Raw genomic sequence first — 20,735 nt, 5'->3', positions numbered from 1 at the left:
TTTCACTCCCACAGGATTGTTTGAGGCGACCTTAGCCGCAGTCGGCCTCGGGCGGAAGTCCGCCACCAAATTGCCCTGTCCGGAGCTTAGAACCGGGCGGGAGGGATGGGGGCATGTTAGCCTCTATCGGACGGGGATCAGGAGGGGCATCCGGGACCATGGCCGGCAGGGCTGTCGGGTATATCGTCGGAGGGGCGCTGGGCCTCGGCGCGCTTGCCGCAGCGGGCGCCGCGGGCGTGCGCTATTGGCTTCCCGGCGTCATCGAGTCCCGGGCGGAGGAAGCGCTGCATGCCGCGGGGTTTCCGGCAGCGAAGATTACGCTGAAGCGCATCGGCCTGGAAGCGGCCGAGCTTGCAGTGGTCCTGGCCGAGGGGCAGGGGATCGAGCGGGTCCATCTGGACTACACGCCCTCCGGGCTGTGGGGCGGACGTTTGGACCGGGTGGTGCTCAGCGGCATCAGGCTGGAGCTTCAGGCCGATGCCGGCGGCGTGCGTCCCACCGCCATGGAGAGTTCGGAGGAGCCCCAGGCCGACGGGGGCATGCCGGAGGTTCCCGTCGGCGAGATCGTGGTGGAAGATGCCGGGCTGGAGTTGCTGACTCCGGCAGGCGTCATCCCCCTGCCGGTCGACGCGGTGGTGCGGCAGCCTGAATCAGGCCGGTTCGGATTCGAAGCCACCGCGGGTCTGATCCTGGGGCCGGTCTCGGGCGCAGCGGATCTGGCGGGGAGCTATGGACCCGACGGTCTGCAAATGACGTTCGGCATCACTCCTGCCGACTCCACGAAGACAGGGACGACAGGCGCTGTCTCCGGTAAGGGCCGCGTTGCCTGGAGCGGCGAAGGCCTACCCGCGGGACGGGCGGAGCTGGAGATTGCGGGCGCGTCCCTGCCTGACGGCACGCCCTTGCAGGCCGGCTTTCGCTGGCTCGGCGAGGGGGAGCGGCATGAGCTTCAGGCGCTGCTACGGCCCGGACAGGACATTTCCGCCCAGGTAGCCGCAGTCGCGGTCCGTGAGCCGGGCGGGCATTTCCGGGTCAGCGGCACCGCCGATCTGATCGCGGAGAAGCTGGAGGAAGCGGTGCGGCTTGCCGGGGCGGGCCTGCCGGTTATCGGAAGGGGAAGCCTCAGCCTGCGTGTCGCCGATGCGCCGGTTACAAGCGCCGTCCCGCCCATGGATGTGGCGGTACGCCTGGAACGGACCGGATGGGCCGATCTGGCTTCCAACGGCGTCATTGCCGCCTCCGGCCGCGTCGAACGCCTTGGGGATGGGGGCTGGCTCTACGAGTCGGACGGCGACCTCACAGTGGAAGCGGTGCCGTCGGGCGCTATGAAGGCCGCGCTGCCGCCGGAACTTGCCTCAAGCCCGCTCTTTCTGTCCCTTCGCCCACCGCCGGAGGGACCGCTCCGTGTCACTGCCTCGCCGGCGGAACAGGGATGGCGTATCGCCGGCGCAGGTACCTTCGGGCTGGAAGCCGGTCAGGCCGCAGCCGGGGGGCAACTGGAATCGCTTGAGATTGTGACGGGCAGCGACGGGCTGGTCCATGCTGCGCTCAGCCTCATGGATGTCGGCCTGGACGCTTCCCCCTGGGGCGTCGCGGCGCGCGGGCTGGAGGCGGCTGCGACCTACGCGCCGGCGATGGAAAGGCCCCTGGCGCTGAAGGTCTCTGCCGGAACGGTCCGAATTGCCGGCAATCCCGCGCCCGTAGCTCCTTTCGCCCTGAATGCGACGGTGAGTGGTGATCCGCAGGGCATACTGACTTTCCAGACGGATGCCAGCGCAGCGTCCGGCTCCATCGTCCTGGAGGCGTTTGGCACCGCCAACATCTCCTCCGGTACGGGGCAGGCGGATATCCAGCTCTATCCCGTTCGCTTTGGCCAGGGCGGTCGCAAGCCGGCGGAGCTTTCGCCCCTTCTGGCACAGTATGCCGAGGAGGCGGAGGGCACGGTCGCGCTGAAGGCGCGGGCAGGGTGGGGCAAGGGCTCTACCCCTGGCCGGGCAGAGTTGCTGCTGGAGGATGTGAGCCTGACCGGCCCGTCCTTTGTACTCCAGGGCCTGAACGCGGTGGTAACGGCGGACAAGCTCCAGCCGCTCCACATGCCGGAGCAGGAACTGTCCATCGGGCTGCTGGATGTGGGCATACCGCTTTCCGACGGTCTGGTGCGCTTCGCCGTTCCGGAGTCGGAGACGCTACGGGTCGGACAGGCTGAGTTCGCCTGGGCCGGCGGCTCGGTGCGGGCGCAACCCTTCGCGGCCGATCTCTCCTCCATGACCGGCAGCGTCACGCTCGAAGCCGAGGGGCTGGAACTGGGCCAGGTGCTATCCATGGCCGGCGTCGACGGTCTTGCCGCAACCGGGACATTGAACGGCCGTATTCCGGTGATAGTGGAGAAGAATGGAGTCCGGTTCGAGCAGGGCCGGCTGGACGCGGCGGGGCCGGGAACCCTCCGCTACGATCCGGCCGATCCGCCTTCCTTCCTGGACCCCGGCCAGAATGACAGTACAGGCCTCGTCATGCAGGTGCTCCAGAACTTCCACTACACCGAACTCGGCATCATCATCGACGGATCGGCGGGCGGTGAGATGGAGGTGAAGCTGCGGGTGCGGGGATCGAATCCGGATTTCTATGATGGCTATCCGGTCGCCCTGAACCTTAATCTCAGCGGCGCGCTGGCCAGCATCCTTCAGAGCGGGGTAACCAGTTACCGCATTCCCGAAACGGTGAAAGCCAGGATCGAGCAGTTCAGGAACACAGGCCAATGAAACAGAGAACACTCCAACAGGGGGCCGGCCTCGGGCTGATGCTGGCGGCGGTAGCAGCCTGCTCCCCCACCGTGAAGGTGCAGGCGCCGGATAAGCCCATCGAGATCAACATGAACATCCGGATCGAACAGGAGGTTCGGGTGAAGATCGACCGCGAGCTGGACGATGTCTTCGCCCGCAACCCCGAACTGTTCGGCATTCCCGCGGATGGGAGCACGAAATGATGATGAAGCGAATCTTCGCGATACTGGCCCTGGTCGCCATGACGCTCGGCGCCGGAATCGGCCCCACCATGGCCCAGGCGGACCTTACCGCCGCCAAATCCCAAGGTCTGGTGGGAGAGCGGCCGGACGGGCTGGTAGGCTTTGTCGCGGATCAGGTGCCGGCGGATGTCCGGGCCATGGTCGAGCGCATCAATGCCGAGCGGAAGGCCCAGTACCAGGAGGTGGCGCAGCGCACCGGTCAGAAGCTGGCGCAGGTTCAGGCCGTCGCCGGGGACCGCCTGGTGCAGGCGACTCCCAGCGGCCAATTCGTGATGAACGCCGCCGGGCGCTGGGTGAAGAAGTAACTCCGGCAGGTCAGGTGAGATCGCCTTCCATTGCACGGCGGTAGATGGCTTTGATCTCGTCGCAGGTGAGGGGCAGCGGATTGTCGCCGGCGAAGGGGTCCGCCGCTGCTTCCTCCACCATTGTCGCGATGCGGGCATCGTCCATGCCAAGGCCGCGCAGCGTATGCGGAATGCCAAGTTCCGCCCGCATGGTCAGAAGGCATTCCAGGAACGGCTCGAAGGCGGGTTCCAGCCCGACATAGGCGGACAGGCGGACGATCCGCTCCTCCACCACTGGGCGGTTATGGGCCAGCACATAGGGCGTCAGAACGGCCGCGGCCAGCCCGTGATGAGTGTCGCGAGCGGCGGCGATAGGATCGGCCAGTGCCTGGACGGCACCCAATCCGCGCCGGAACACCATCCCGCCCAGGCTCGCAGCCGCCATCACCATCCCGCGGGACACCAGATCGCTGCCATTGCGGAATGACCGGGTGAGATAGGTGCGGACCAGCCGCACGCCCTCCGCCGCCATCCCCTGGCAGGCCGGATCGAAGGGGCTGGTGCAATAGGCCTCGAGATTATGGGCAAGGGCGTTCATGCCGGTCGCCGCGGTGAGGATCGGCGGAAGGTCCGTCGTCAGCGCCGGATCGATAATCGCCACGCCGGGCAGCATTCCGGGATGCCGCAGAACCTTCTTACGGGTACGCCGCCCCTCCTGATCCTTGATGACGGCATAAGCTCGTGCTTCCGCTCCGCTGCCCGCCGTCGTCGGAACGGCCACGAGCGGGGGCAGGGGTTGCGGCCCCGGATGGGGCAGGGGACCGGAGCGGGGCATGACGGTGACCTCGAAGTCCCAGGGCGACCGCTCCTCGCCGATGAGAAGCGCCGCCACCTTCGCGACCTCCATGGAGGTGCCGCCGCCGAAGGCGATGATGCCGTCATGGCCGCCCTGCCGGTAGGCGCCCGCAGCACCCCTGGCGTGCTGAAGCGACGGATTCGACTTGATATCGGAGAAGACGGACAGCTTCAGCCCGTGGGCCTGACAGGTAGTCATCGCCTGCCGCAGGATCGACGATCCGGCAAGACCAGGGTCGGTCACGACCAGCGGCCGCGTCATGCCCAGACACGCGGCGGCCTGATTCAGCTCCGATATGCGGCCGACGCCGAACCAAATATCGTTCGGCTCGGTCCAAGTACCGCGCAGGCAATTGACATCCTCGACCATCGTCCGCTCCACAATCCGCTATGGATAGAACAGCGGTGTGAACAGGACGCTCCCACGTCCAACGCCGAAAAGCCGGAGTAGAGATCGCCTGCGAATTCGGAGCGGTCAGGGAAAGGCGCAGGTATCGCCGCTGATCTCCACAAACGAACGGGCGGATGATTCGACGATATTGAACCGGTATTCCTTGTCCCCGATCACGACGGAGTGCTGGATCGGCAGCATTCCGGTCGCTTCGGATACGTCGCCGTCGATCTGGGTGAACTTCAGGGTTACCGGCTGGCGGGGATCGAACCAGGCTTCGGCATCCCCGTTGGCGTTTCTGGCCGATGCGCCCTCGCCTCCGATGGTGACCGCGCCGTTCGCGAAGGTGACGGAGGTGTTGGCGCCGCGATAGAGCGGCGTCGGCAGGACGAATCGCTTGGTTTCCGGATGCGTGCAGTTCCGGACCGTCCCGGTCTGGCTGATGATGAAGGCCAGGCGGTTGGCATCCACCCCTTCCGCCAGCTTCTGGGCCAGAAGCTCCTGCAATCTGGCCAGCTCTCCGGTCGGCACCTCCCGCTGGAAGCGCACCTCCAGCTCGCTGGCCTTGATCTCCGCCGTCTGTGCAATCTGCTGCAATTGCGCGGCGCGCCGCTCCGCCTGCTCCTTGGCGGCGGTGAGGGTGGCAATCTCCTCCTGGAGCGCGATTTCGCGGGCCTTCAGCTGCTCCACCCCCACCAGATAAGAAAAGGTGGCGAGGCCTCCCAGGATGGCCAGGGCGAACAGGAACTTGGCCGCGCGCACCCAGAAGCGGCGACGGCGGCGGCGGTCGTAATCATAAAGCCCGTAGCTCATCCGGATAGGCTGCTATCATCCATAGGAAGTGCCGCCCGGCGCGACCGGGCGGAGTGGCCGACCCTACCGGGCTACCTGTCCGAACACAAGACGGGCTCTGCTACGCCGGGGTGTGACCAACGAAAGCCCGTCCGGCCAGCCTCACTGCTCGGACTGCTGGAACACGTCGCCGGACAGGGACGGGCTGAGGAAGGCGCCGAGGTTCTTCAAGGTCAGGCGGAAGAAGACCCGGTCGCCGGTATCGATGCCGGTCCGGCGAGTGAAGTCCCGTTCCCCGATCAGCTGGAAGGTCAGGCACTCATCCTGATAGGTGAGAACCAGACCGGTGGAGATGGGGCCTCCATCCTCGGCCAGATCGCGCCGATGGCTGACGCCTGCGGACCAGTAGCGGGAGAAGGCGGAGTTCACGCCAAGGGTCAGCTCCTCCCTGTCCTGGGAGGCCGTGCCGCTCTCCAGCGTCATGCGGTCCAGATAGAGATAGCTGCCGCTGACGCGGAACTCCGGCGGGCCGAACACGCCGAAGGCATCATGTCGGCGCTGGGCGAAGGTCTCGCTGTCCAGGCGGAAGCTGTAGGAAAGGTCCAGCCAGGGGGAGGGCGTCAGCTCGATCCGCCCCACCCAGTCCGACACCTTGTTCTCCAGGCCCGAACCTTCGGGGAAGTCGTTCTGGCGCTGAAGCCGGTAGCTCTGTCCAAGGAACAGGGTGCTGCTGCCGCCGCCGAATCCGAACAGGCCCGCACGCACGCCGTAGGTCAGGCGCTGCCCGCCTTCCAGGCGGTCGACGCCGGGGAAACGGGAGGGCAGGAACAGATTGGTGTGGTCGAACTCGACGTCCTGACTGTCCTCGTTCGGCAGGTCGCCGTCGTTGTCGGCATCGGGCGCCAGGGTCAGCGCGACGATCGGTTCGATCAACTGCTGGACCCGCCCGGTCTGGCGGGCCAGGGGGAGGCTGGTGGTCAGTTGAGCCTGCGGAAACAGGCGGATGTCCGTCCTGTCGCTGCCGGACTCGACCTCTCCGGTGGGTGAGAAGTCGCTGACCCAGTAGGCGTCGCTGCGAACCCCGGCGGACAGGGTGGAAACAAGTCCGATAGGCGCCACGAAGTCCCGGCGCCAACCCGCCTCCGCCGATAGTCGCCGGGTATCTGTCCCCCCGTCGCGGATCAGGGACAGCATGCTGGCGTCCAGCGACCAGCGCCCGCCGAGCGTCTCTCCCGGCTCTCCCAACGCGCTGTAGCCGGCGAGCGGGATGACGAAGGGCTCCTCCTCCGGATTGTTCGGGCGCAGATCCTGGAAGTCGTAGACATTGATCGAGGCGTAGCTACGTCCTTCGAACCGCTCGGCGAAAAGCCGCGTGGTCAGCAGATCGTCCTCGCTGTAGTCGTAGCGCAGCAGGTGGGTGTCGTCCGTTACCCGCGCGACGTCGAAACCCCAACGCCAGCGGTCGTCGATTTCAAAGCGCCCATTGCCGAAGATGTGGCCCCGGAATTCCTTCTCGGTCTCGACCAGGGTCCCGATCTCCCGCTCGCGGTCGGTATAGGTGGCGCTGCCGGTCAGCATCAGGCTGCCGCTGGCGAAGCGCTGCCTGTATTCGCCGCCCAGAAGCAGGCCATCCTCCGTGCTGGGCGTCACCTCCAGGGTGAAGTCCTTGTCGGGGGCGATGTCGAAGAAATAGTAGATGCGGGCGAAGGTCCCGAGGTCCGAGGACACGCCGCCGCCCGGGCTGAGAAAGCCCGTCCGCCGTTCCACGGTCGGGTCGGGATGGGCGAAGAACGGGGTGTAGGCGACGGGAATTCCCCCGATCTCCAGCACCGCGTCGCGGTAATAAACGTCGCGGGATTCCTGGTCGTGGGTCACCCGCGCGGCCCGGATCTGCCAGAGGGGAGGCCGGGACGGGTTCTCCTCGCACAGGGCGCAAGGGCTGTAGACCGCCTGCTCAAGCCGGGTGAAGCGGCCGTTGACCCGCTCACCTTGCGCGCCGGCCAGTCGGGAATTGTCCGACAGCAGCACCCGGATCTGATCGACGAAGCCCTGCTTCATCCCATCGGACAGCTCGACGTAATCGGCGAAGATGACTTCGCCCGTCGCTTCCAGGATGGAGACGTTGCCGCTCGCCACCACGATATTGGTGCGCTCGCTGAAGCGCACGGAGTCGGCCAGCAGGATGCGGGGGCCCTGTGCCAGCTCGACACCGCCGCTGGCGGTCACGATGCCCGCGGCGTCGTCATAGTCAATGCTGCCGGCGCTCACCAGCACCGGCTCCCCGCCGCCCAGATCCTGGGCCAGCGCCGTGGTGGAGAGAAGCAGGGAAAGAAGGGTCGTCCCGACGATACGCTTGGCTGGGGTCACGCCGTCTGCCCCTCCGGGCGTCTACGGGTCTGGATAGGTCGCTAGACTGCACCTATTCCCGAACCGGACGGACGTGTCAACGTCCGCCGCGCCGATGCGGCAGCTTGGCGGGCCAATCCGTGGCGCGGAGGGAGCCGAGAGGGCGGAAAACCGTCAGGCGAAGGCCTTGAAGGTGATGATGGTGAAGGTGTCTTTGACGCCCGGAAGCGTTTGGAGGCGGCCGGTCACGAAGTGCCCGATATCCGCGCCGTCCTCCAGATAACACTTCATCATCAGGTCGTACTGGCCGGAGATGGAATGGACCTCGGAGACCTCCTCCACCTCCTGCACCGCATGGTCGGCCACCTCATAGGCGCGGCCAAGCTCACACTTCATCAGGACGAAGATGGTCTGCATGGCTCACTCCTCGACCGAAGGGGCGCTCTCCGTGGACCGGGTCGGACGGGCGGCGCGCAGGATGAAAGCGGGGATATCGTCGCCGAAGCCGATGACGGGCGTACGATCCTCGACCTCCTCCTCACGGCGGCGGCGGCGCTCCTCACGATAATCGCGGCGTTCCGGACGGTGCTCATGCGCTTCCCGCTCGGGCCGGCGGGTCTCCTGCACGCGTTCCTCGACGACAGGCGCCGGCTCTTCCGGCCGGCGACGCTCGCCACGGCCGCGGCGGCCCTCTTCCTTCGAAGCTCCGGGCTTGCCGCGCCTGCGGCGCGGGTCGGCGCTGTAGTCAAGCTCCGGCGTTTCCAGCCCGTCGATCAGCACGCGCGGGATTTCCATGCCCACCAGCTTCTCGATGGCCTGGACGTATTTGCCATCGTCGGGGCCGGCAAGGGAGAAGGCGCGGCCAGCCAGCCCGGCGCGGCCCGTCCGACCGATGCGGTGGACATAATCCTCCGCATTGTAGGGAACGTCGAAATTGAAGACGTGGGAAACGCCCTTGATGTCGATGCCGCGCGCGGCCACGTCCGAGCAGACCAGCAGGTCGATAGCGCCCTGCCTGAATGCTTCCAGCGTCTCGGTCCGGACGGACTGGACCAGATCGCCATGCAGCGCGCCGGCGTTGAAGCCGTGCTTCTGCAGCGACTTGTGCAGGATCGCCACATCCTTCTTGCGGTTGCAGAAGATGAAGGCGTTCTTCACATCCTCGGTCCGCAGGAGGTGGCGCAGGGCCTGACGCTTGTCCTCGTCATAGACCACCGCCAGCGCCTGGGTCACCGTCTTCGCCGGAGAGGCGGGCGGGGCGACGCTGACTTCCTTCGGGTTCATCAGGAAGGCATCGGCGAGGCGCTTGATCTCCGGCGGCATGGTCGCGCTGAAGAACAGGGTCTGGCGAATCTTGGGCAGCAACCCGACGATCCGCTCGATATCCGGGATGAAGCCCATGTCCAGCATGCGATCCGCTTCGTCGATCACCAGGAACTTGGTGTCGGTCAGCAGGATGTTTCCGCGCTCGAACAGGTCGATCATCCGGCCCGGCGTGGCGATCAGGACGTCGACGCCGCGCTCCAGCTTCTTGATCTGGTCGCCAAAGCTCTCGCCCCCGATCAGCAGGGCCATGTTGAGCTTGTGGAACTTGCCGTACTTGTCGAAATTCTCCGCCACCTGCGCGGCCAGTTCACGCGTCGGCTCCAGGATCAGGGAGCGCGGCATACGTGCCTTGGCGCGGCCCTGGGCCAGGATGTCGATCATCGGCAGGGTGAAGGATGCCGTCTTGCCGGTACCGGTCTGGGCAACGCCCAGCACGTCACGACCCTGGAGAACCCACGGGATGGCTTTCTCCTGGATGGGGGTCGGCTGGGTATAGCCGGCATCTGCGATCGCCCGCAGGACTTCGGGCCCGAGCCCAAGTTCCGAAAAGGTCATTCGGCCTTCGATGACAAGAGTGTTGCGACAGGAACGTAAAGCAGACGAACCGCGCCATGTCCTAGGGGGCATAGATGGGACACGCTGGCATCTGATCAACCGGAACAGCCGCCTGTCGTCGCGCAGGCGGTTGAATCGGGGAGAAAACAGGGCCGTTGCATCCCCATGCCCGGCTTGGCGCAGGGCGAGGGTTCGGCTAGGGTCGCGCGGTGAATATCAACTCCTGCCACAAAGAGCAAGGATATCCCCGCCATGGCGAACGATTCCGGCTCTGAAAGACTGAGTCTCATCCTGCTGCCCGGACTTCTGTGCGACGCGGCCTTATGGGAACATCAGCGTCAGTATTTGGCCGACATTGCCGACGTCCATGTGGCCGACCTGACCGGCGGCGGCAGTATCGGTGAATTCGCCGGGAACGTGCTGAGCATGTCGCCCCGCCGCTTCGCCCTGGCCGGCCTGTCGATGGGCGGCTATGTCGCCATGGAGATCATGCGCCGAGCGCCGGAGCGGGTGCTGCGGCTCTGTCTGCTGGACACCACGGCGCGTCCCGACACGCCCGAGCAGACCGAAAGGCGGAAGGCGCTGATCCGCGTGGCGGAGGGAGGAGGCTTTGCGCGGATCATGCCGACCATGCTGCCGAACCTGGTCCATCCCGACCATCTGCGCGATCACCGCATCTCCGGCGAGGCTGTCCGGATGGCGGACCGGGTCGGTTCCGAAGCCTTCGTCCGCCAGCAGCGCGCCATCATGGCAAGGCCCGACTCCCGGCCGTTCCTGCCGTCCATCTCCGTACCGACGCTCTGCATCGCAGGGCGGGAGGACACGCTGACCCCGCCCGACCGGGCGGAGGAGATGGCGGCAGCCATCCCCGGGGCGGAGGTGGCGGTCGTTGAGAGGTGCGGGCACCTCTCGACCCTGGAGCAGCCGGAGGAGGTCACGCGGCTGATGCGGAACTGGTTGCTCCGGCCCCGCTGACATGTCGGCGGTGCTTGCCCCCACGGTGGCGGAGCGCTAACGTCCGGCCACGCAAACCGGGGTAGAACCATGTCCATCGCCGCGCTTGGAGTCTTCATCATCGTCACCGTCCTGTGCGCGGTGTGCATCACGGTCATCAAGCCGAAGGATGGCGGCGGTCACGGCCATGGCCATCACGGACACGGCCACCACTGAGTCGGCAGTCCGTCGGTCCGGCGTCTTTCAGCCCAGCGCCTTGATCAGGGGCAGGAGCTGCTTGAATTCCGGCCGATCGTAACGGCCGAGCCATTCGAACAGCACCATCTCCGCTGTGACGACATCGACCCCATGGCGGGCCGCGCGTGCCAGCGCGGCATCCTTGTTCGCCGGATCGCGGGACCCGGTGGCGTCGGCGACCATGGACACCTCGATCCCCTTGGCCCGCAGGCCCAGCGCCGTCTGGAGGACGCAGATATGCGCCTCCGTCCCGCAGAGCACCACTGTGCCGCCGGACTGAGCCCATGCCAGGAACGCAGGATCTTCCGCCGAGCTGAAGGTGGTTTTTCCGTAGCGGACCGGCACCAGTTCCGCCAACGTCTCCACGGTCGGGCCGATCCCGGCCGGGTTCTGTTCCGTTGCCACGGCGGGCACGGAAAGAACCCGCGCCGCCTCCGCCAGGACACGGCAGCGCTGCAACACGCGCTCATGATCATGCACCGCAGCCAGAAGCTTTGCCTGCACGTCGATGATGGCGAGACGGGAAGCGGAGGTGAGCAGCATCGGTCCGGTCCTGGTCAAGTGGGGACCCGTCAAGGCTAGCCCCGATCCGACGATCCGTCACGGTCCCGAACGGTCGCTTTCAGAGAAAGCTCAGCCCAGCCGGCCGAAGGCATCGGCGTAAATAACCGGCGAAGGCTCATTGGACTGCCCGTTCAGGCGAAGCGCCATGAAGCACGGGCCGGAATAGGGGCTGGAAAACAGCTCTGCGGCCTGGGCCGTGAAACCGAAACGAGTGTAGTAAGCAGGGTCGCCGAGCACGAAGACGATGGAAAAGCCCTGCTGCTGCGCCCGGGTCAGGGCGGCGCGGACAAGACGGCTGCCGATGCCCCGGCGCTGGAATGGCGGCGAAACTGCGACCGGGGCGAGCGCCAGGGCATTTTCCGGCGATTTGAGCCGTGACAGGGCCAGATGGCCGCACAGGCTGCCCTCCTGATCCGTCGCGAGCAGCGAGAGGACGAGATCGCCGTCGCGCCTGAGGCCGTCCACAAGCTCTGCCTCTCCGTCCCGGCCGAACGCCTCGGTCACCAGGAGACGAATCGTTTCCTGGTCCTCTGGCTCCTCGGGCCGGATGGCGAGGCGGGCAGGGGCATCCATCGCATCACGCCGGGTCGTCGGGTTCGGGGAAACGGGGATCAGACGTCCAGATCCTGCGCGAACTTGGCGTTCTCCGTGATGAACTTGAAGCGGAGTTCCGCCTTGCGGCCCATCAGGCTCTCCACCAACTCCTTCGTGGCGTCGGCGTCGTCCTTTTCGTCCGGGTCCTTCAGGTCCGGGACAACCACCCGCAGCAAGGACCGCTTGGACGGGTCCATGGTGGTTTCCTTGAGCTGGGACGCCGGCATTTCACCCAGGCCCTTGAAGCGGCTGATCTCGACCTTGCCGCGCGCATTCTTGAACTCGCCGGCCATCAACTCGTCCTTATGGGCGTCGTCGCGGGCATAGCGGACCAGATTGCCGGCAGCCAGACGATAGAGCGGCGGCAATGCCAGATACAGGTGCCCTTGCTGGATGAGCTGCGGCATCTCACGATAGAAGAAGGTCATCAGCAGGCTGGCGATGTGCGCGCCGTCCACATCGGCGTCGGTCATGATGATGACCCGCTCATAGCGCAGCCGGTCGGCACTGAAGTCCTTGCCAGCGCCGCAGCCGAGCGCCAGCACCAGATCGGACAGCTCCTGATTGGCGCGCAGCTTCTCGATGGAGGCGCTGGCGACATTCAGGATCTTGCCGCGCAGGGGCAGGATCGCCTGGGTTTCCCGGTTGCGGGCCTGCTTGGCGGAGCCGCCGGCCGAATCACCCTCGACGATGAAGATTTCCGTGTTGTCCGCGGTCTGACGGGCGCAGTCGGCCAGCTTGCCGGGCAGGCGCAGGCGGCGGGTCGCCGTCTTGCGCGCCGTTTCCTTCTGCGCCTTGCGGCGCGCGCGCTCCTCGGCCTTCTCGACCAGCCGCTCGATCAGGGCCTTGGCGGACGCGGCGTTGGCGGAGAGCCAGTGATCGAAATGGTCCTTGATCGCCACGTCGGTCAGGCGGCTCGCCTCCGGGCTGACCAGGCGTTCCTTGGTCTGGCCCTGGAACTGCGGATCGCGCACGAAGACGGACAGCAGCACCGTGGCGCCGTCCATCACATCGTCGGCGGTGATGGAGGCGGCGCGCTTGTTCTGCACCATCTCCCCATAGCCCTTCAGCGCGCGGGTCAGCGCGGAGCGCAGGCCCACCTCATGCGTTCCGCCGAGCGGTGTCGGGATGGTGTTGCAGTAGGTGTGGCTGAAGCCCTCGTCGTCATCGGGCCAGGCGACCGCCCACTCGACCCGGCCGGCCTCGTTCGGGAAGGTCGCCTCGCCCGCGAAGGGGGAGGGGGTGACCGTGGCCCGGTCCTTCAGCGCCCCGTTCAGATAATCCAGCAGACCGTTAGGGAAGTGCAGCGTCTCCGCGGCCGGCACGGCGCTGTCGGCGGACAGCAGCGCCGGATCGCAGCTCCAGCGGATCTCCACGCCACGGTAGAGATAGGCCTTGGAGCGGACCATGCGGTACAGCCGCTCCGGCTTGAAGGTCGCGCCCTCGCCGAAGATGTCCGCGTCGGGGTGGAAGCTCACCACCGTGCCGCGTCGGTTGTGCACCGGGCCGACATTGACCAGCGGTCCCAGCGGAACACCGCGGCTGTAAGTCTGGGTGAAGAGCTGGCGGTCGCGCGCGACCTCCACATGCAGCCGGTCGGACAGGGCATTCACGACGGCGGAGCCGACGCCGTGCAGGCCGCCCGAGGTGGCGTAAACCTTGCCCGAGAATTTGCCGCCGGAGTGCAGCGTGGTGAAGATCACCTCGAGCGCCGACTTGCCGGGATATTTCGGATGCTCATCGACCGGGATGCCGCGGCCGTTGTCGCGCACGGTGATGCTGCCATCCGCGCCGAGTTCGAGGTCGATGCGGCTGGCATGGCCGGCCACGGCCTCGTCCATGGCGTTGTCGAGGATTTCAGCGGCAAGGTGGTGCAGCGCACGCTCGTCGGTCCCGCCGATATACATGCCGGGCCGTCGGCGCACGGGTTCCAGCCCCTCAAGAACCTCGATGTCCTCGGCGGAATAGCTGTCCTGCTTGCGGGCGGTATTCTGGAAAAGGTCGCTCATACGGCACATTATATGCGCCGCCACATATACACTTCAATAGGTGCGGTATACGGGCCTAGGGCCGCCTACAAGATTTTGTAGCTTATTGATCCAAGAGGAGAAAATGGACCAGACCGAACGCGGCGATGCGACGTCGCAGGGCGCTCCGGACTTCGAGAACGAAGCGCCGGCCCTCCGCACCTTCACCATGCCGCGCGACCTGAACGGCAATGGCGACGTCTTCGGCGGCTGGGTGCTGTCGCAGATGGATCTCGCCGGGGGCGCCGTGGCCGCGAAGCGCGCCAAGGGCAAGGTGGCCACCGTCGGGATCGAGGCGATGAAGTTCCACCGTCCGATCAGCCTGGGCGATGAGGTGAACTGCTACTGCCGCATCCTGAAGGTCGGAAATACCTCGATCAAGGTCCTGATCGAGACCTGGGTGCGGGCCTGGGGAAATCCCGATGGGTACAAGGTGACGGAAGGCGTCTTCACCTTCGTCGCCATCGGAGAAGACAGGAAACCCCGGCCGGTTCCGCCTGAGTGACGGAACAGGTCCGGGGCCGTATCGACGATGCGCCGGGCGGCTGAGGCTGCCGCCCGGGCATTCGCCTGCCTGGCAGTGATTACTGACCGCCGCCCGCCGGCGGGGTCGTGGCGGGCTCCTCCTCCATCTCCTCCGGAGGAGCAGCCGGGTCCGGGGCCTCGCCGCCCGTCGTGGTCGTCGGGCCGGGGCCACCGCCGAAGGTGGTCACGTTCGGATCTTCGGTCTCGGTCGCACCCGTCGGGCCGGCGACTTCCGGCTCCTCGACCGGCGGCGGTGCGGCAGGCTCGGCCGGAGGCGCTTCCGACGTAGCGGCGGGCGGCTCAACGGCTTCGGTGTCCGCGGTATTCGTGTCGTCGCCGCAAGCGGCCAGTCCGAGGACGAGCACGCTCGAAATGGCCAAGAGCTTCGCACGCATCGTGATCTCCTTAATCCCGAGAGGTGGCAGTCTTTTCGTTCTTTTGACGCTATGCGGCCGTTCAGCGGCTCATAGCGCCCTCACGCCACCTAAACACGGGGAAAGGCAAAATATCGCGCTGCTGCCGCCCTTGATTGTTCATCTCCGCCCGTGACAAGGGAGAGACGAAGACCGGTGAACGGAAATGCCTCGGTCAGGAAGGCTCTCCGCCGTCGCCCAATCTGCGCACGGCGAGTTCCAAGGCGGATTTCAGCTGGTTGGCCGAATAGGGCTTCTGCACGAAACCCAGAGGGTAGGTCTGTGCGACGCGGCTCAAGGTCGGTTCGTCCGCATAGGCGGACAGGTAGATGGAGCGGATGTTGTATTCCGAGCGCAACCGGCGCGCCGTATCGATGCCGTCCACCGGTCCGCGCAGCCTGATGTCCATCAGCGCAAGCCGCGGATGCGTCTGATCCGCCAGCTTGATCGCTTCCGGTTCGGACGCGGCAATGCCGACCACATCGTACCCGAGTTCGGTGACGGTCAGCTTGATTCCCAAGCCGACAAGCGCGTCATCCTCCACAATCATTATGCGGGTTCGGGGGCTGCCGGATGAGGTGGAACCTTCGGGGTCCATGACGAGTGGGCGGTCCGTTCGCATCAGGTCCAAGCGACCAGGACGGTCACTATCTTAGAGTGCGTATCGGCTGATGTTTTATCCACCGAACAAGTCTCAAACTGGTTAACGCATTCAAGTTCGGGCGGCAACTCGTCCGCTCGGGTACGACCAATGGCCTAGCATATCCTTCGAGGAAGCGGAACGGCCCTTTGATGCTGTTGTATGAAGGCCAGCAGGGCCGTGGGGGGATAGCCGGCCGATACTCGAATTCACCAAAAACAGACAGGGAGAGAGATGATGAAGGCAGAGGAGCTGCGTTCCCTTCAGGCGCCTTTGAAGCAGAAATACAAGGACGCGCCGGACGCTGCCGTTCTCACATTGCGGGCCAGCGGGGATTTGGACAGCGACGCCCTGGTCTGCAAGGTCGACACCGGCCGCGCCCTGGTGGAAGCCGGCCTTCATCCGGCGACTGGAGGTCCTGGGAACCTCGCCTGTTCCGGCGACATGCTGCTGGAGGCTCTGGTCGCCTGTGCGGGCGTGACGTTGAAGGCCGTGGCGACAGCACTGGAGCTTCCGGTTTCTGGCGGGCGTGTGCTGGCCGAGGGCGACCTGGACTTCCGGGGAACGCTCGGAGTCGCCAAGGACGCGCCCGTCGGCTTCCGCGAAGTGCGGCTGCGATTCGAACTGGAGGGCGACCTCGACGAGGAGCAGAAGGCCACGCTGATCAAGCTCACCGAGCGGTATTGCGTGATCTACCAGACCCTCAAAGCGCCGCCCGCCGTCAGCGCCGTGATCGCCTGACGGCGACGATTCCCGTGGGCTTCCGGCCCGGAGAGGTTGGAGGCGTCTTTCCGGCGACCTCCTCCCCATCCGGTCCATTTCACCCAGCCGCATATGGTCAGCGGCTGGACTGGCCTTCGGCGGCCGGCACGGGTTCCCAGGTCTCGATGGCCGTCTGCGTTCCGCCGAACTGCGTATAGACGCCCAGAACTTTGCCATCCGGCGAACGGCGGTAGACCGCGACGCCGGGAATACCGGCGCCGACGAACACCGTGGAGAGCTGGCCGCCGGACAGGATGCCGGTGCCGAGATGGCTCTCTTGCCCGATCTTCCAGGCGATGGTGTAGGTGTCGCCGGTCTTGGCGACCCTGGCGACCCCCTTGTAGCCGCGACCGCCTTCCATCTCGCCCGTGACGACGTAGTCGCCCTCGAACTCGGCGGCACTCGCTGGACTGACGGTCAGAAGCAGGGCTGCAGGCAGGGCGACGGAGAGGGCGCTGGCGAAGATGCGGGGGAGGTGCATGTCGGATTCCGCCTTTCGGATGGTCGCAGATCCAAAGGGGCCGCGGCCCGGCCTCCGCGCGGCCGGTTCTTGCAGCCCCTCGGACGATACCTGTACGCAACCACCTCTCGGTCAACGCCTGCGCCGGCCCTGCGGTACGCCCCTGCCCGAAAGAGCAGGGGCGCACACCATAATCGCGACTGTCCCCGCGGCGCTCAGCTCCGCTTCGTCTCGGCGATCCAACTGTCCACCAGCGTCTCCAGCGCCGGCAAGGAAACAGCGCCGGAGGTGATGAGGGCGTCATGGAAGGCACGCAGGTCGAAGCTTTCGCCCAGCTCCTTCTTCGCCTTGTCCCGCAGCTCCAGGATTTTCAGCAGGCCGATATAGTAGCTGGTGGCCTGTCCCGGATTGACGATGTAGCGGTCCACCTCGCGCGTCGCGACCTCGCGGGAGAGCGGGGTGTTGGCGACGAAATAGTCGATGGCCTGCTGTCGGGTCCATTTCTTCGCGTGGATGCCGCTGTCCACCACCAGCCGCACAGCGCGCCATATCTGCGTGTTCAGCCGGCCGAAATCGCTGTAGGGGTCCTTGTAGAAACCCAGCTCCTTCGGCAACTGCTCGGCATAGAGGCCCCAGCCCTCCGTATAGGCGCCGAAGAAAGCGAACTTGCGGAAGGTCGGGATGTCCTGAAGCTCCTGCGCGATGGCGATCTGCATGTGGTGACCGGGAATCGCCTCATGATAGACGATGGCCTCCAGGCTCCACTTCGGCAGCTCCTTCGTGTCGTACAGGTTGGCGTAGAAGATGCCGGGGCGTGAGCCGTCGAGGGCGGGACGGTTGTAGAAGGCGGGCGGCGCCGACTTCTCCCGGAACGCCTCGACCCGCTTCACGATCAGGTCGGCCTTCGGTTTGGTGATGAACAGCCCGTCCAGCTTGGGCCGGAAGGCATCGATATAGGTCTCCGCCTGCCGGATGAAGGCTTCCTTGCCCTCGTCGGTATTGGGGTAGATGAACTGCGGGTCGGAGCGGAGATGCTCGAAGAAGGCCTGCAGGTCGCCCTTGAAGCCGACCTTGTCCTTGATGGAGAGCATCTCCTTCTGGATGGACTCGACTTCCTGAAGGCCGATGCGGTGGACCTCGTCGGGATCGATGTCGGTGGTCGTCGACTGCTTCAGCTCGAAGCGGTAGTAGTCGCGGCCGTCCGGAAGCTTCCAGACGCCGTCCTCGTCCGTTGCCTTGCCGATCTGCGATTCCACCACGGAGGCCAGCTCCTTATAGGCCGGAGCCACCTTGGTCAGCAGCGCCTCGCGGGCACGCCCGACCAGGTCGTCCTTGGCCGCCTGATCGATCTTCAGCGCGCCGACCTTCGTCTTGAAATCGGCGAAGATGGCGCTGTCGGGCTTGCCCTCCTCGAACGGCGCGCCGGAGATGACGGAGCGAACGTCGGGCAGCATCTTCTCAAGCGAGAATTTCGGGGCGATGACGCCCATGGCCTCGCTGGCCTTCGCGTTCGCGATCGTCTGGCCGAGCACATAGGGCACTTTGCCGAGGCGGGAGATATAGGCCTCCGCATCCTCCGCGCTGTCCACCCGGTGCTGGTTGATAAGGAGGGAGGGAATGCCGGTGTGGCGGCCATAGAGATGGTTCAGCGCGTAGCCGTGTCGCCGCCACTCGTGGGCCTCGATCTGCCGCTCGGCCTGCTCCTCGAAGATGCGGTAGTTGAGGCGCGCGGACTCCGGGAGCTGGGCCGGGTCCCAGCCTTCGCGGAGGTGCCGCAGCATGGCCTGCGTGCGTGCGACCTGAGCTTCCGCCATCTCGTCCGAATTGTTGTCCCAGAGGCCGTAATTGGTCTTCTGGCCGAGTTGGGTCTGGAACTCCGGCGACAGGGCAAGCCCTTCCTGGAAAGCCTGCTCGAAGAAGGCGTTCAGCGCCTGGACATCGCCCTTGGAGGAGGGCTTGGCCGCAGCGCCGATCTCCAGCGGCTGGGGCGGGGCCATCTGCGCCCAGGCGGAACCACCGGCGGAGAGAAGGGAAAGTGCGGCCGCGCCGGCGAGTGCAGCGCTGCGGAGGCGGGCATGAAGTCGCATCGGATGTTCCCTGGTTTTCTGGTCTGAGTCTGTAAAGAGTCGGTCAGGCGCGGCGGCTCGCCACCCAGTCCGCCACCACATCCTCAAGGATGGGCAGCGGGACGGAGCCGTTGCGGAGGATAGCGTCATGGAATCCGCGGATGTCGAAGCGGTCGGCAAGCGCCGTCTCAGCCTTCCCGCGTAGTTCCAGGATTTTCAGAAGGCCGAGATAGTAGCCGCAGGCCTGGCCCGGCCAGACGATGTAGCGGTCGATCTCGCGCTCAGCCGATTCCCGCGGGACGGCCGAGTTTCCGGCGAAGTAGTCGATGGCCTCCTGCCGGGTCCAGCGCTTGGCATGGATGCCGGTATCCACCACCAGCCGGATGGCCCGCCAGAGTTCGAAGGTCAGCCGACCGAAATCGGCGTAGGGGTCCTTATAGAACCCCATCTCCTTTGGCAGCCGCTCGCTGTAGAGCGCCCAGCCTTCCACATAGGCGTTGTGCCAGTCGAAGCGCCGGAAGGTAGGGAGATCGGTCATCTCCTGCGCGATAGCGATCTGCAGATGGTGGCCGGGCACGGCCTCATGGAAGGCCAGCGACTCCATCTGGAAGCGGGCCATCTCGCGCATGTTGGAGAAATTGACATAGTAGGTGCCCGGACGCGACCCGTCGGCGGCCGGGGGGCTGTAACGGGCGATGGCCTCCGATGCCTCGCGGAACGGCTCGAACCGACGGACGATCACCGGGGCCTTCGGCTTTATGCCGAACTGCCCGTCCAAGGACGCCTGCACCTCTGCCAGGATGCGCTCCGCCTCGGCGAGATAGGCCGCATGCCCTTCCGGCGTGTCGGGGTAGTAGAAGCGCGGGTCCTCCCGCAGATGGCGGAAGAAGGACTGGAGGTCGCCGCTCCAGCCGACCTGCCGCATGATGGCCTGCATCTCCCCATGGATACGCGCGACCTCGGCCAGCCCGCGGGCATGGACTTCGTCCGGGTCCAGTTCCAGCGTCGTATGCCGCTTCAGGCAGAAGCGATAGAACTCCGCCCCGTCGGGCAGCTTCCAGACACCGTCATCGTCCGTCGCCCGCGCATGGAGCGTGCCGATATGATCGGCCAGCCGCCGGTAGGCCGGACCGAACGACCGCTCGAGCGACGCTTCCGCACGTGCCGACAGTTCGGCCTTCTCACCGGCGGGAACATCCATTCCCTCGATCTTCGCCTTGATGTCGGCCAGGAGCGCGCTGTCCTCCGTCGCGTCCTTCTGGAAGGGACGACCCCGCAACGTGCCAAGCACGGCGTCGCGGGATTTCTCCAAAGAGAAGCGGGGTGGGATCACGCCCGCGCAGGCCTGCCGCTCGGCCGCCGCGATCAGTTGATCCACGGCGCTGCCGATCCGGCCGACCCGCGCTTCCCAGGCAGCGAAATGGCCGGGATCACGCACCGGCTGGCTGTTGATCAGCAGCGACGGCATCCCGCTGTGCCGGCCGTTGAAATGCTCAAGCACATAGTCGTGATTGCGCCAGCGGTAGGCGGCGATATTCTCCTCCGCCCTGTACTCCCACAGGCGGTAGTTCATGCGGGCCCGGTCGGACAGGCCAGCCGGATCGACCTCCGCCCGCATCCTGGCCAGCCGCTCCACCTCCAGCTTGTGGCTTTCGGCATCGAAAGCCTCGCTCACCTCATTCCAGCGGTCGTTCGCGGCGCCGTTCAGCCCCAGCATCGTCTCCCATTCCGGGGACCGGGAGAGGGCGTCGCGGTAAGCCTCCTCGAAGAATGCATCCAGCCAGCTTTCCGGGTCCCCGGTTTGCGCAAGGGCGGCGGCCGGCAGGGCGGGAAGGGCGGCCAGCACCGTCAGCGCCGCACCGCGCTTCAGCACTGACCGCCGCGCGATGGGTGAACCCGGCGTCATTCCATTCATCTGCCGC

At 66.1% G+C, this 20,735-nt stretch carries 20 protein-coding genes; 7 read left to right on the top strand and 13 right to left on the bottom strand.

Features of this window, described 5'->3' with window-relative positions:
• Nucleotides 1-158: 158 nt before the first annotated feature.
• The 3 genes from DOL89_RS07245 to DOL89_RS07235 are packed head-to-tail and all read left to right on the top strand — an operon-like array spanning nt 159 to nt 3,327.
• Nucleotides 159-2,759: a YdbH domain-containing protein gene (locus DOL89_RS07245; protein ID WP_119678528.1), complete on the top strand. Its 2,601-nt coding sequence runs from the start codon at nt 159-161 to the stop codon at nt 2,757-2,759.
• Nucleotides 2,756-2,983: a YnbE family lipoprotein gene (locus DOL89_RS07240; RefSeq protein ID WP_119678527.1), complete on the top strand. Its 228-nt coding sequence runs from the start codon at nt 2,756-2,758 to the stop codon at nt 2,981-2,983. Before DOL89_RS07245 ends, DOL89_RS07240 begins: the two co-directional genes overlap by 4 nt.
• Nucleotides 2,980-3,327: a YdbL family protein gene (locus DOL89_RS07235; protein ID WP_119678526.1), complete on the top strand. Its 348-nt coding sequence runs from the start codon at nt 2,980-2,982 to the stop codon at nt 3,325-3,327. Before DOL89_RS07240 ends, DOL89_RS07235 begins: the two co-directional genes overlap by 4 nt.
• Before the next feature lie 10 nt (nt 3,328-3,337).
• Here DOL89_RS07235 and DOL89_RS07230 read toward each other — a convergent pair whose 3' ends face one another.
• The 5 genes from DOL89_RS07230 to DOL89_RS07210 all read right to left on the bottom strand — a co-directional run bounded on the left by DOL89_RS07230 (nt 3,338) and on the right by DOL89_RS07210 (nt 9,571).
• The gene (locus tag DOL89_RS07230) at nt 3,338-4,531 is read right to left on the bottom strand and encodes an iron-containing alcohol dehydrogenase (RefSeq protein WP_119678525.1); all 1,194 of its coding nucleotides are present in this window, start codon (nt 4,529-4,531) and stop codon (nt 3,338-3,340) included.
• Between the two features lie 105 nt (nt 4,532-4,636).
• Entirely contained in the window at nt 4,637-5,365 is a 729-nt protein-coding gene (locus DOL89_RS07225; protein WP_119678524.1) for a hypothetical protein, read from the bottom strand.
• A 141-nt stretch (nt 5,366-5,506) separates the two neighbouring features.
• Complete coding sequence (locus tag DOL89_RS07220; protein WP_119678523.1) at nt 5,507-7,711, bottom strand: LPS-assembly protein LptD; 2,205 nt, start codon at nt 7,709-7,711, stop codon at nt 5,507-5,509.
• Nucleotides 7,712-7,864: 153 nt separating this feature from the next.
• A complete protein-coding gene (locus DOL89_RS07215; RefSeq protein ID WP_119678522.1) occupies nt 7,865-8,107 on the bottom strand; it encodes an Lrp/AsnC ligand binding domain-containing protein in 243 nt (80 codons plus the stop codon).
• Nucleotides 8,108-8,110: 3 nt separating this feature from the next.
• The gene (locus DOL89_RS07210; RefSeq protein WP_119678521.1) at nt 8,111-9,571 is read right to left on the bottom strand and encodes a DEAD/DEAH box helicase; all 1,461 of its coding nucleotides are present in this window, start codon (nt 9,569-9,571) and stop codon (nt 8,111-8,113) included.
• Between the two features lie 252 nt (nt 9,572-9,823).
• Here DOL89_RS07210 and DOL89_RS07205 point away from each other — a divergent pair, with 252 nt between their 5' ends.
• Together DOL89_RS07205 and DOL89_RS25825 are read left to right on the top strand one after the other, a co-directional pair.
• On the top strand, nt 9,824-10,546 hold the full coding sequence (locus DOL89_RS07205) for an alpha/beta fold hydrolase (protein ID WP_119678520.1): 723 nt from the start codon (nt 9,824-9,826) through the stop codon (nt 10,544-10,546).
• 69 nt (nt 10,547-10,615) lie between these two features.
• Nucleotides 10,616-10,741: a hypothetical protein gene (locus tag DOL89_RS25825; protein ID WP_263973577.1), complete on the top strand. Its 126-nt coding sequence runs from the start codon at nt 10,616-10,618 to the stop codon at nt 10,739-10,741.
• A gap of 27 nt (nt 10,742-10,768) precedes the next feature.
• Here DOL89_RS25825 and DOL89_RS07200 read toward each other — a convergent pair whose 3' ends face one another.
• From DOL89_RS07200 to parE, 3 genes are all read right to left on the bottom strand, one after another.
• A complete protein-coding gene (locus DOL89_RS07200) occupies nt 10,769-11,305 on the bottom strand; it encodes an isochorismatase family protein (RefSeq protein WP_119678519.1) in 537 nt (178 codons plus the stop codon).
• 90 nt (nt 11,306-11,395) lie between these two features.
• A complete protein-coding gene (locus DOL89_RS07195) occupies nt 11,396-11,899 on the bottom strand; it encodes a GNAT family N-acetyltransferase (protein WP_119678518.1) in 504 nt (167 codons plus the stop codon).
• 38 nt (nt 11,900-11,937) lie between these two features.
• Nucleotides 11,938-13,929, bottom strand: a complete 1,992-nt coding sequence (gene parE / locus DOL89_RS07190) for a DNA topoisomerase IV subunit B (protein ID WP_119678517.1) — start codon at nt 13,927-13,929, stop codon at nt 11,938-11,940.
• A 103-nt stretch (nt 13,930-14,032) separates the two neighbouring features.
• Between parE and DOL89_RS07185 the strand changes: the two genes are divergently transcribed.
• Complete coding sequence (locus DOL89_RS07185; protein ID WP_119678516.1) at nt 14,033-14,452, top strand: acyl-CoA thioesterase; 420 nt, start codon at nt 14,033-14,035, stop codon at nt 14,450-14,452.
• A 79-nt stretch (nt 14,453-14,531) separates the two neighbouring features.
• Here DOL89_RS07185 and DOL89_RS07180 read toward each other — a convergent pair whose 3' ends face one another.
• On the bottom strand, nt 14,532-14,867 hold the full coding sequence (locus DOL89_RS07180; protein ID WP_119678515.1) for a hypothetical protein: 336 nt from the start codon (nt 14,865-14,867) through the stop codon (nt 14,532-14,534).
• Nucleotides 14,868-15,060: 193 nt separating this feature from the next.
• Nucleotides 15,061-15,483 (bottom strand): response regulator, encoded by a 423-nt coding sequence (locus DOL89_RS07175; RefSeq protein WP_119678514.1) that lies wholly within the window; start codon nt 15,481-15,483, stop codon nt 15,061-15,063.
• A gap of 276 nt (nt 15,484-15,759) precedes the next feature.
• Here DOL89_RS07175 and DOL89_RS07170 point away from each other — a divergent pair, with 276 nt between their 5' ends.
• The gene (locus DOL89_RS07170) at nt 15,760-16,266 is read left to right on the top strand and encodes an OsmC family protein (protein ID WP_225889937.1); all 507 of its coding nucleotides are present in this window, start codon (nt 15,760-15,762) and stop codon (nt 16,264-16,266) included.
• Nucleotides 16,267-16,363: 97 nt separating this feature from the next.
• Here the strand turns inward: DOL89_RS07170 and DOL89_RS07165 are convergent, their stop codons facing one another.
• The 3 genes from DOL89_RS07165 to DOL89_RS07155 all read right to left on the bottom strand — a co-directional run bounded on the left by DOL89_RS07165 (nt 16,364) and on the right by DOL89_RS07155 (nt 20,728).
• Nucleotides 16,364-16,768, bottom strand: coding sequence for a hypothetical protein (locus tag DOL89_RS07165; protein WP_119678513.1), 405 nt, complete (start codon nt 16,766-16,768; stop codon nt 16,364-16,366).
• Nucleotides 16,769-16,962: 194 nt separating this feature from the next.
• Entirely contained in the window at nt 16,963-18,834 is a 1,872-nt protein-coding gene (locus DOL89_RS07160) for a DUF885 domain-containing protein (RefSeq protein WP_162937374.1), read from the bottom strand.
• A gap of 43 nt (nt 18,835-18,877) precedes the next feature.
• A complete protein-coding gene (locus DOL89_RS07155) occupies nt 18,878-20,728 on the bottom strand; it encodes a DUF885 domain-containing protein (protein WP_119678511.1) in 1,851 nt (616 codons plus the stop codon).
• Between the last annotated feature and the right edge of the window lie 7 nt (nt 20,729-20,735).

The organism is Indioceanicola profundi (genome assembly GCF_003568845.1).
Taxonomy (GTDB): domain Bacteria; phylum Pseudomonadota; class Alphaproteobacteria; order Azospirillales; family Azospirillaceae; genus Indioceanicola; species Indioceanicola profundi.
Note: the sequence above shows the minus strand (reverse complement) of the source record. Positions and strands in the feature narration are given on the sequence as shown.

What these genes read in the sequence shown, in the direction of transcription:
- DOL89_RS07170 (WP_225889937.1), top strand. Translation starts at nt 15,760, where the DNA reads ATGATGAAGGCAGAGGAGCTGCGTTCCCTTCAGGCGCCTTTGAAGCAG.
- DOL89_RS07195 (WP_119678518.1), bottom strand. Translation starts at nt 11,899, where the DNA reads ATGGATGCCCCTGCCCGCCTCGCCATCCGGCCCGAGGAGCCAGAGGAC.
- DOL89_RS07160 (WP_162937374.1), bottom strand. Translation starts at nt 18,834, where the DNA reads ATGCGACTTCATGCCCGCCTCCGCAGCGCTGCACTCGCCGGCGCGGCC.
- DOL89_RS07240 (WP_119678527.1), top strand. Translation starts at nt 2,756, where the DNA reads ATGAAACAGAGAACACTCCAACAGGGGGCCGGCCTCGGGCTGATGCTG.
- DOL89_RS07225 (WP_119678524.1), bottom strand. Translation starts at nt 5,365, where the DNA reads ATGAGCTACGGGCTTTATGATTACGACCGCCGCCGCCGTCGCCGCTTC.
- DOL89_RS07235 (WP_119678526.1), top strand. Translation starts at nt 2,980, where the DNA reads ATGATGATGAAGCGAATCTTCGCGATACTGGCCCTGGTCGCCATGACG.
- DOL89_RS07175 (WP_119678514.1), bottom strand. Translation starts at nt 15,483, where the DNA reads ATGGACCCCGAAGGTTCCACCTCATCCGGCAGCCCCCGAACCCGCATA.
- parE (WP_119678517.1), bottom strand. Translation starts at nt 13,929, where the DNA reads ATGAGCGACCTTTTCCAGAATACCGCCCGCAAGCAGGACAGCTATTCC.
- DOL89_RS07210 (WP_119678521.1), bottom strand. Translation starts at nt 9,571, where the DNA reads ATGACCTTTTCGGAACTTGGGCTCGGGCCCGAAGTCCTGCGGGCGATC.
- DOL89_RS07180 (WP_119678515.1), bottom strand. Translation starts at nt 14,867, where the DNA reads ATGCGTGCGAAGCTCTTGGCCATTTCGAGCGTGCTCGTCCTCGGACTG.
- DOL89_RS07245 (WP_119678528.1), top strand. Translation starts at nt 159, where the DNA reads ATGGCCGGCAGGGCTGTCGGGTATATCGTCGGAGGGGCGCTGGGCCTC.
- DOL89_RS07165 (WP_119678513.1), bottom strand. Translation starts at nt 16,768, where the DNA reads ATGCACCTCCCCCGCATCTTCGCCAGCGCCCTCTCCGTCGCCCTGCCT.
- DOL89_RS25825 (WP_263973577.1), top strand. Translation starts at nt 10,616, where the DNA reads ATGTCCATCGCCGCGCTTGGAGTCTTCATCATCGTCACCGTCCTGTGC.
- DOL89_RS07155 (WP_119678511.1), bottom strand. Translation starts at nt 20,728, where the DNA reads ATGAATGGAATGACGCCGGGTTCACCCATCGCGCGGCGGTCAGTGCTG.
- DOL89_RS07215 (WP_119678522.1), bottom strand. Translation starts at nt 8,107, where the DNA reads ATGCAGACCATCTTCGTCCTGATGAAGTGTGAGCTTGGCCGCGCCTAT.
- DOL89_RS07205 (WP_119678520.1), top strand. Translation starts at nt 9,824, where the DNA reads ATGGCGAACGATTCCGGCTCTGAAAGACTGAGTCTCATCCTGCTGCCC.
- DOL89_RS07200 (WP_119678519.1), bottom strand. Translation starts at nt 11,305, where the DNA reads ATGCTGCTCACCTCCGCTTCCCGTCTCGCCATCATCGACGTGCAGGCA.
- DOL89_RS07185 (WP_119678516.1), top strand. Translation starts at nt 14,033, where the DNA reads ATGGACCAGACCGAACGCGGCGATGCGACGTCGCAGGGCGCTCCGGAC.
- DOL89_RS07230 (WP_119678525.1), bottom strand. Translation starts at nt 4,531, where the DNA reads ATGGTCGAGGATGTCAATTGCCTGCGCGGTACTTGGACCGAGCCGAAC.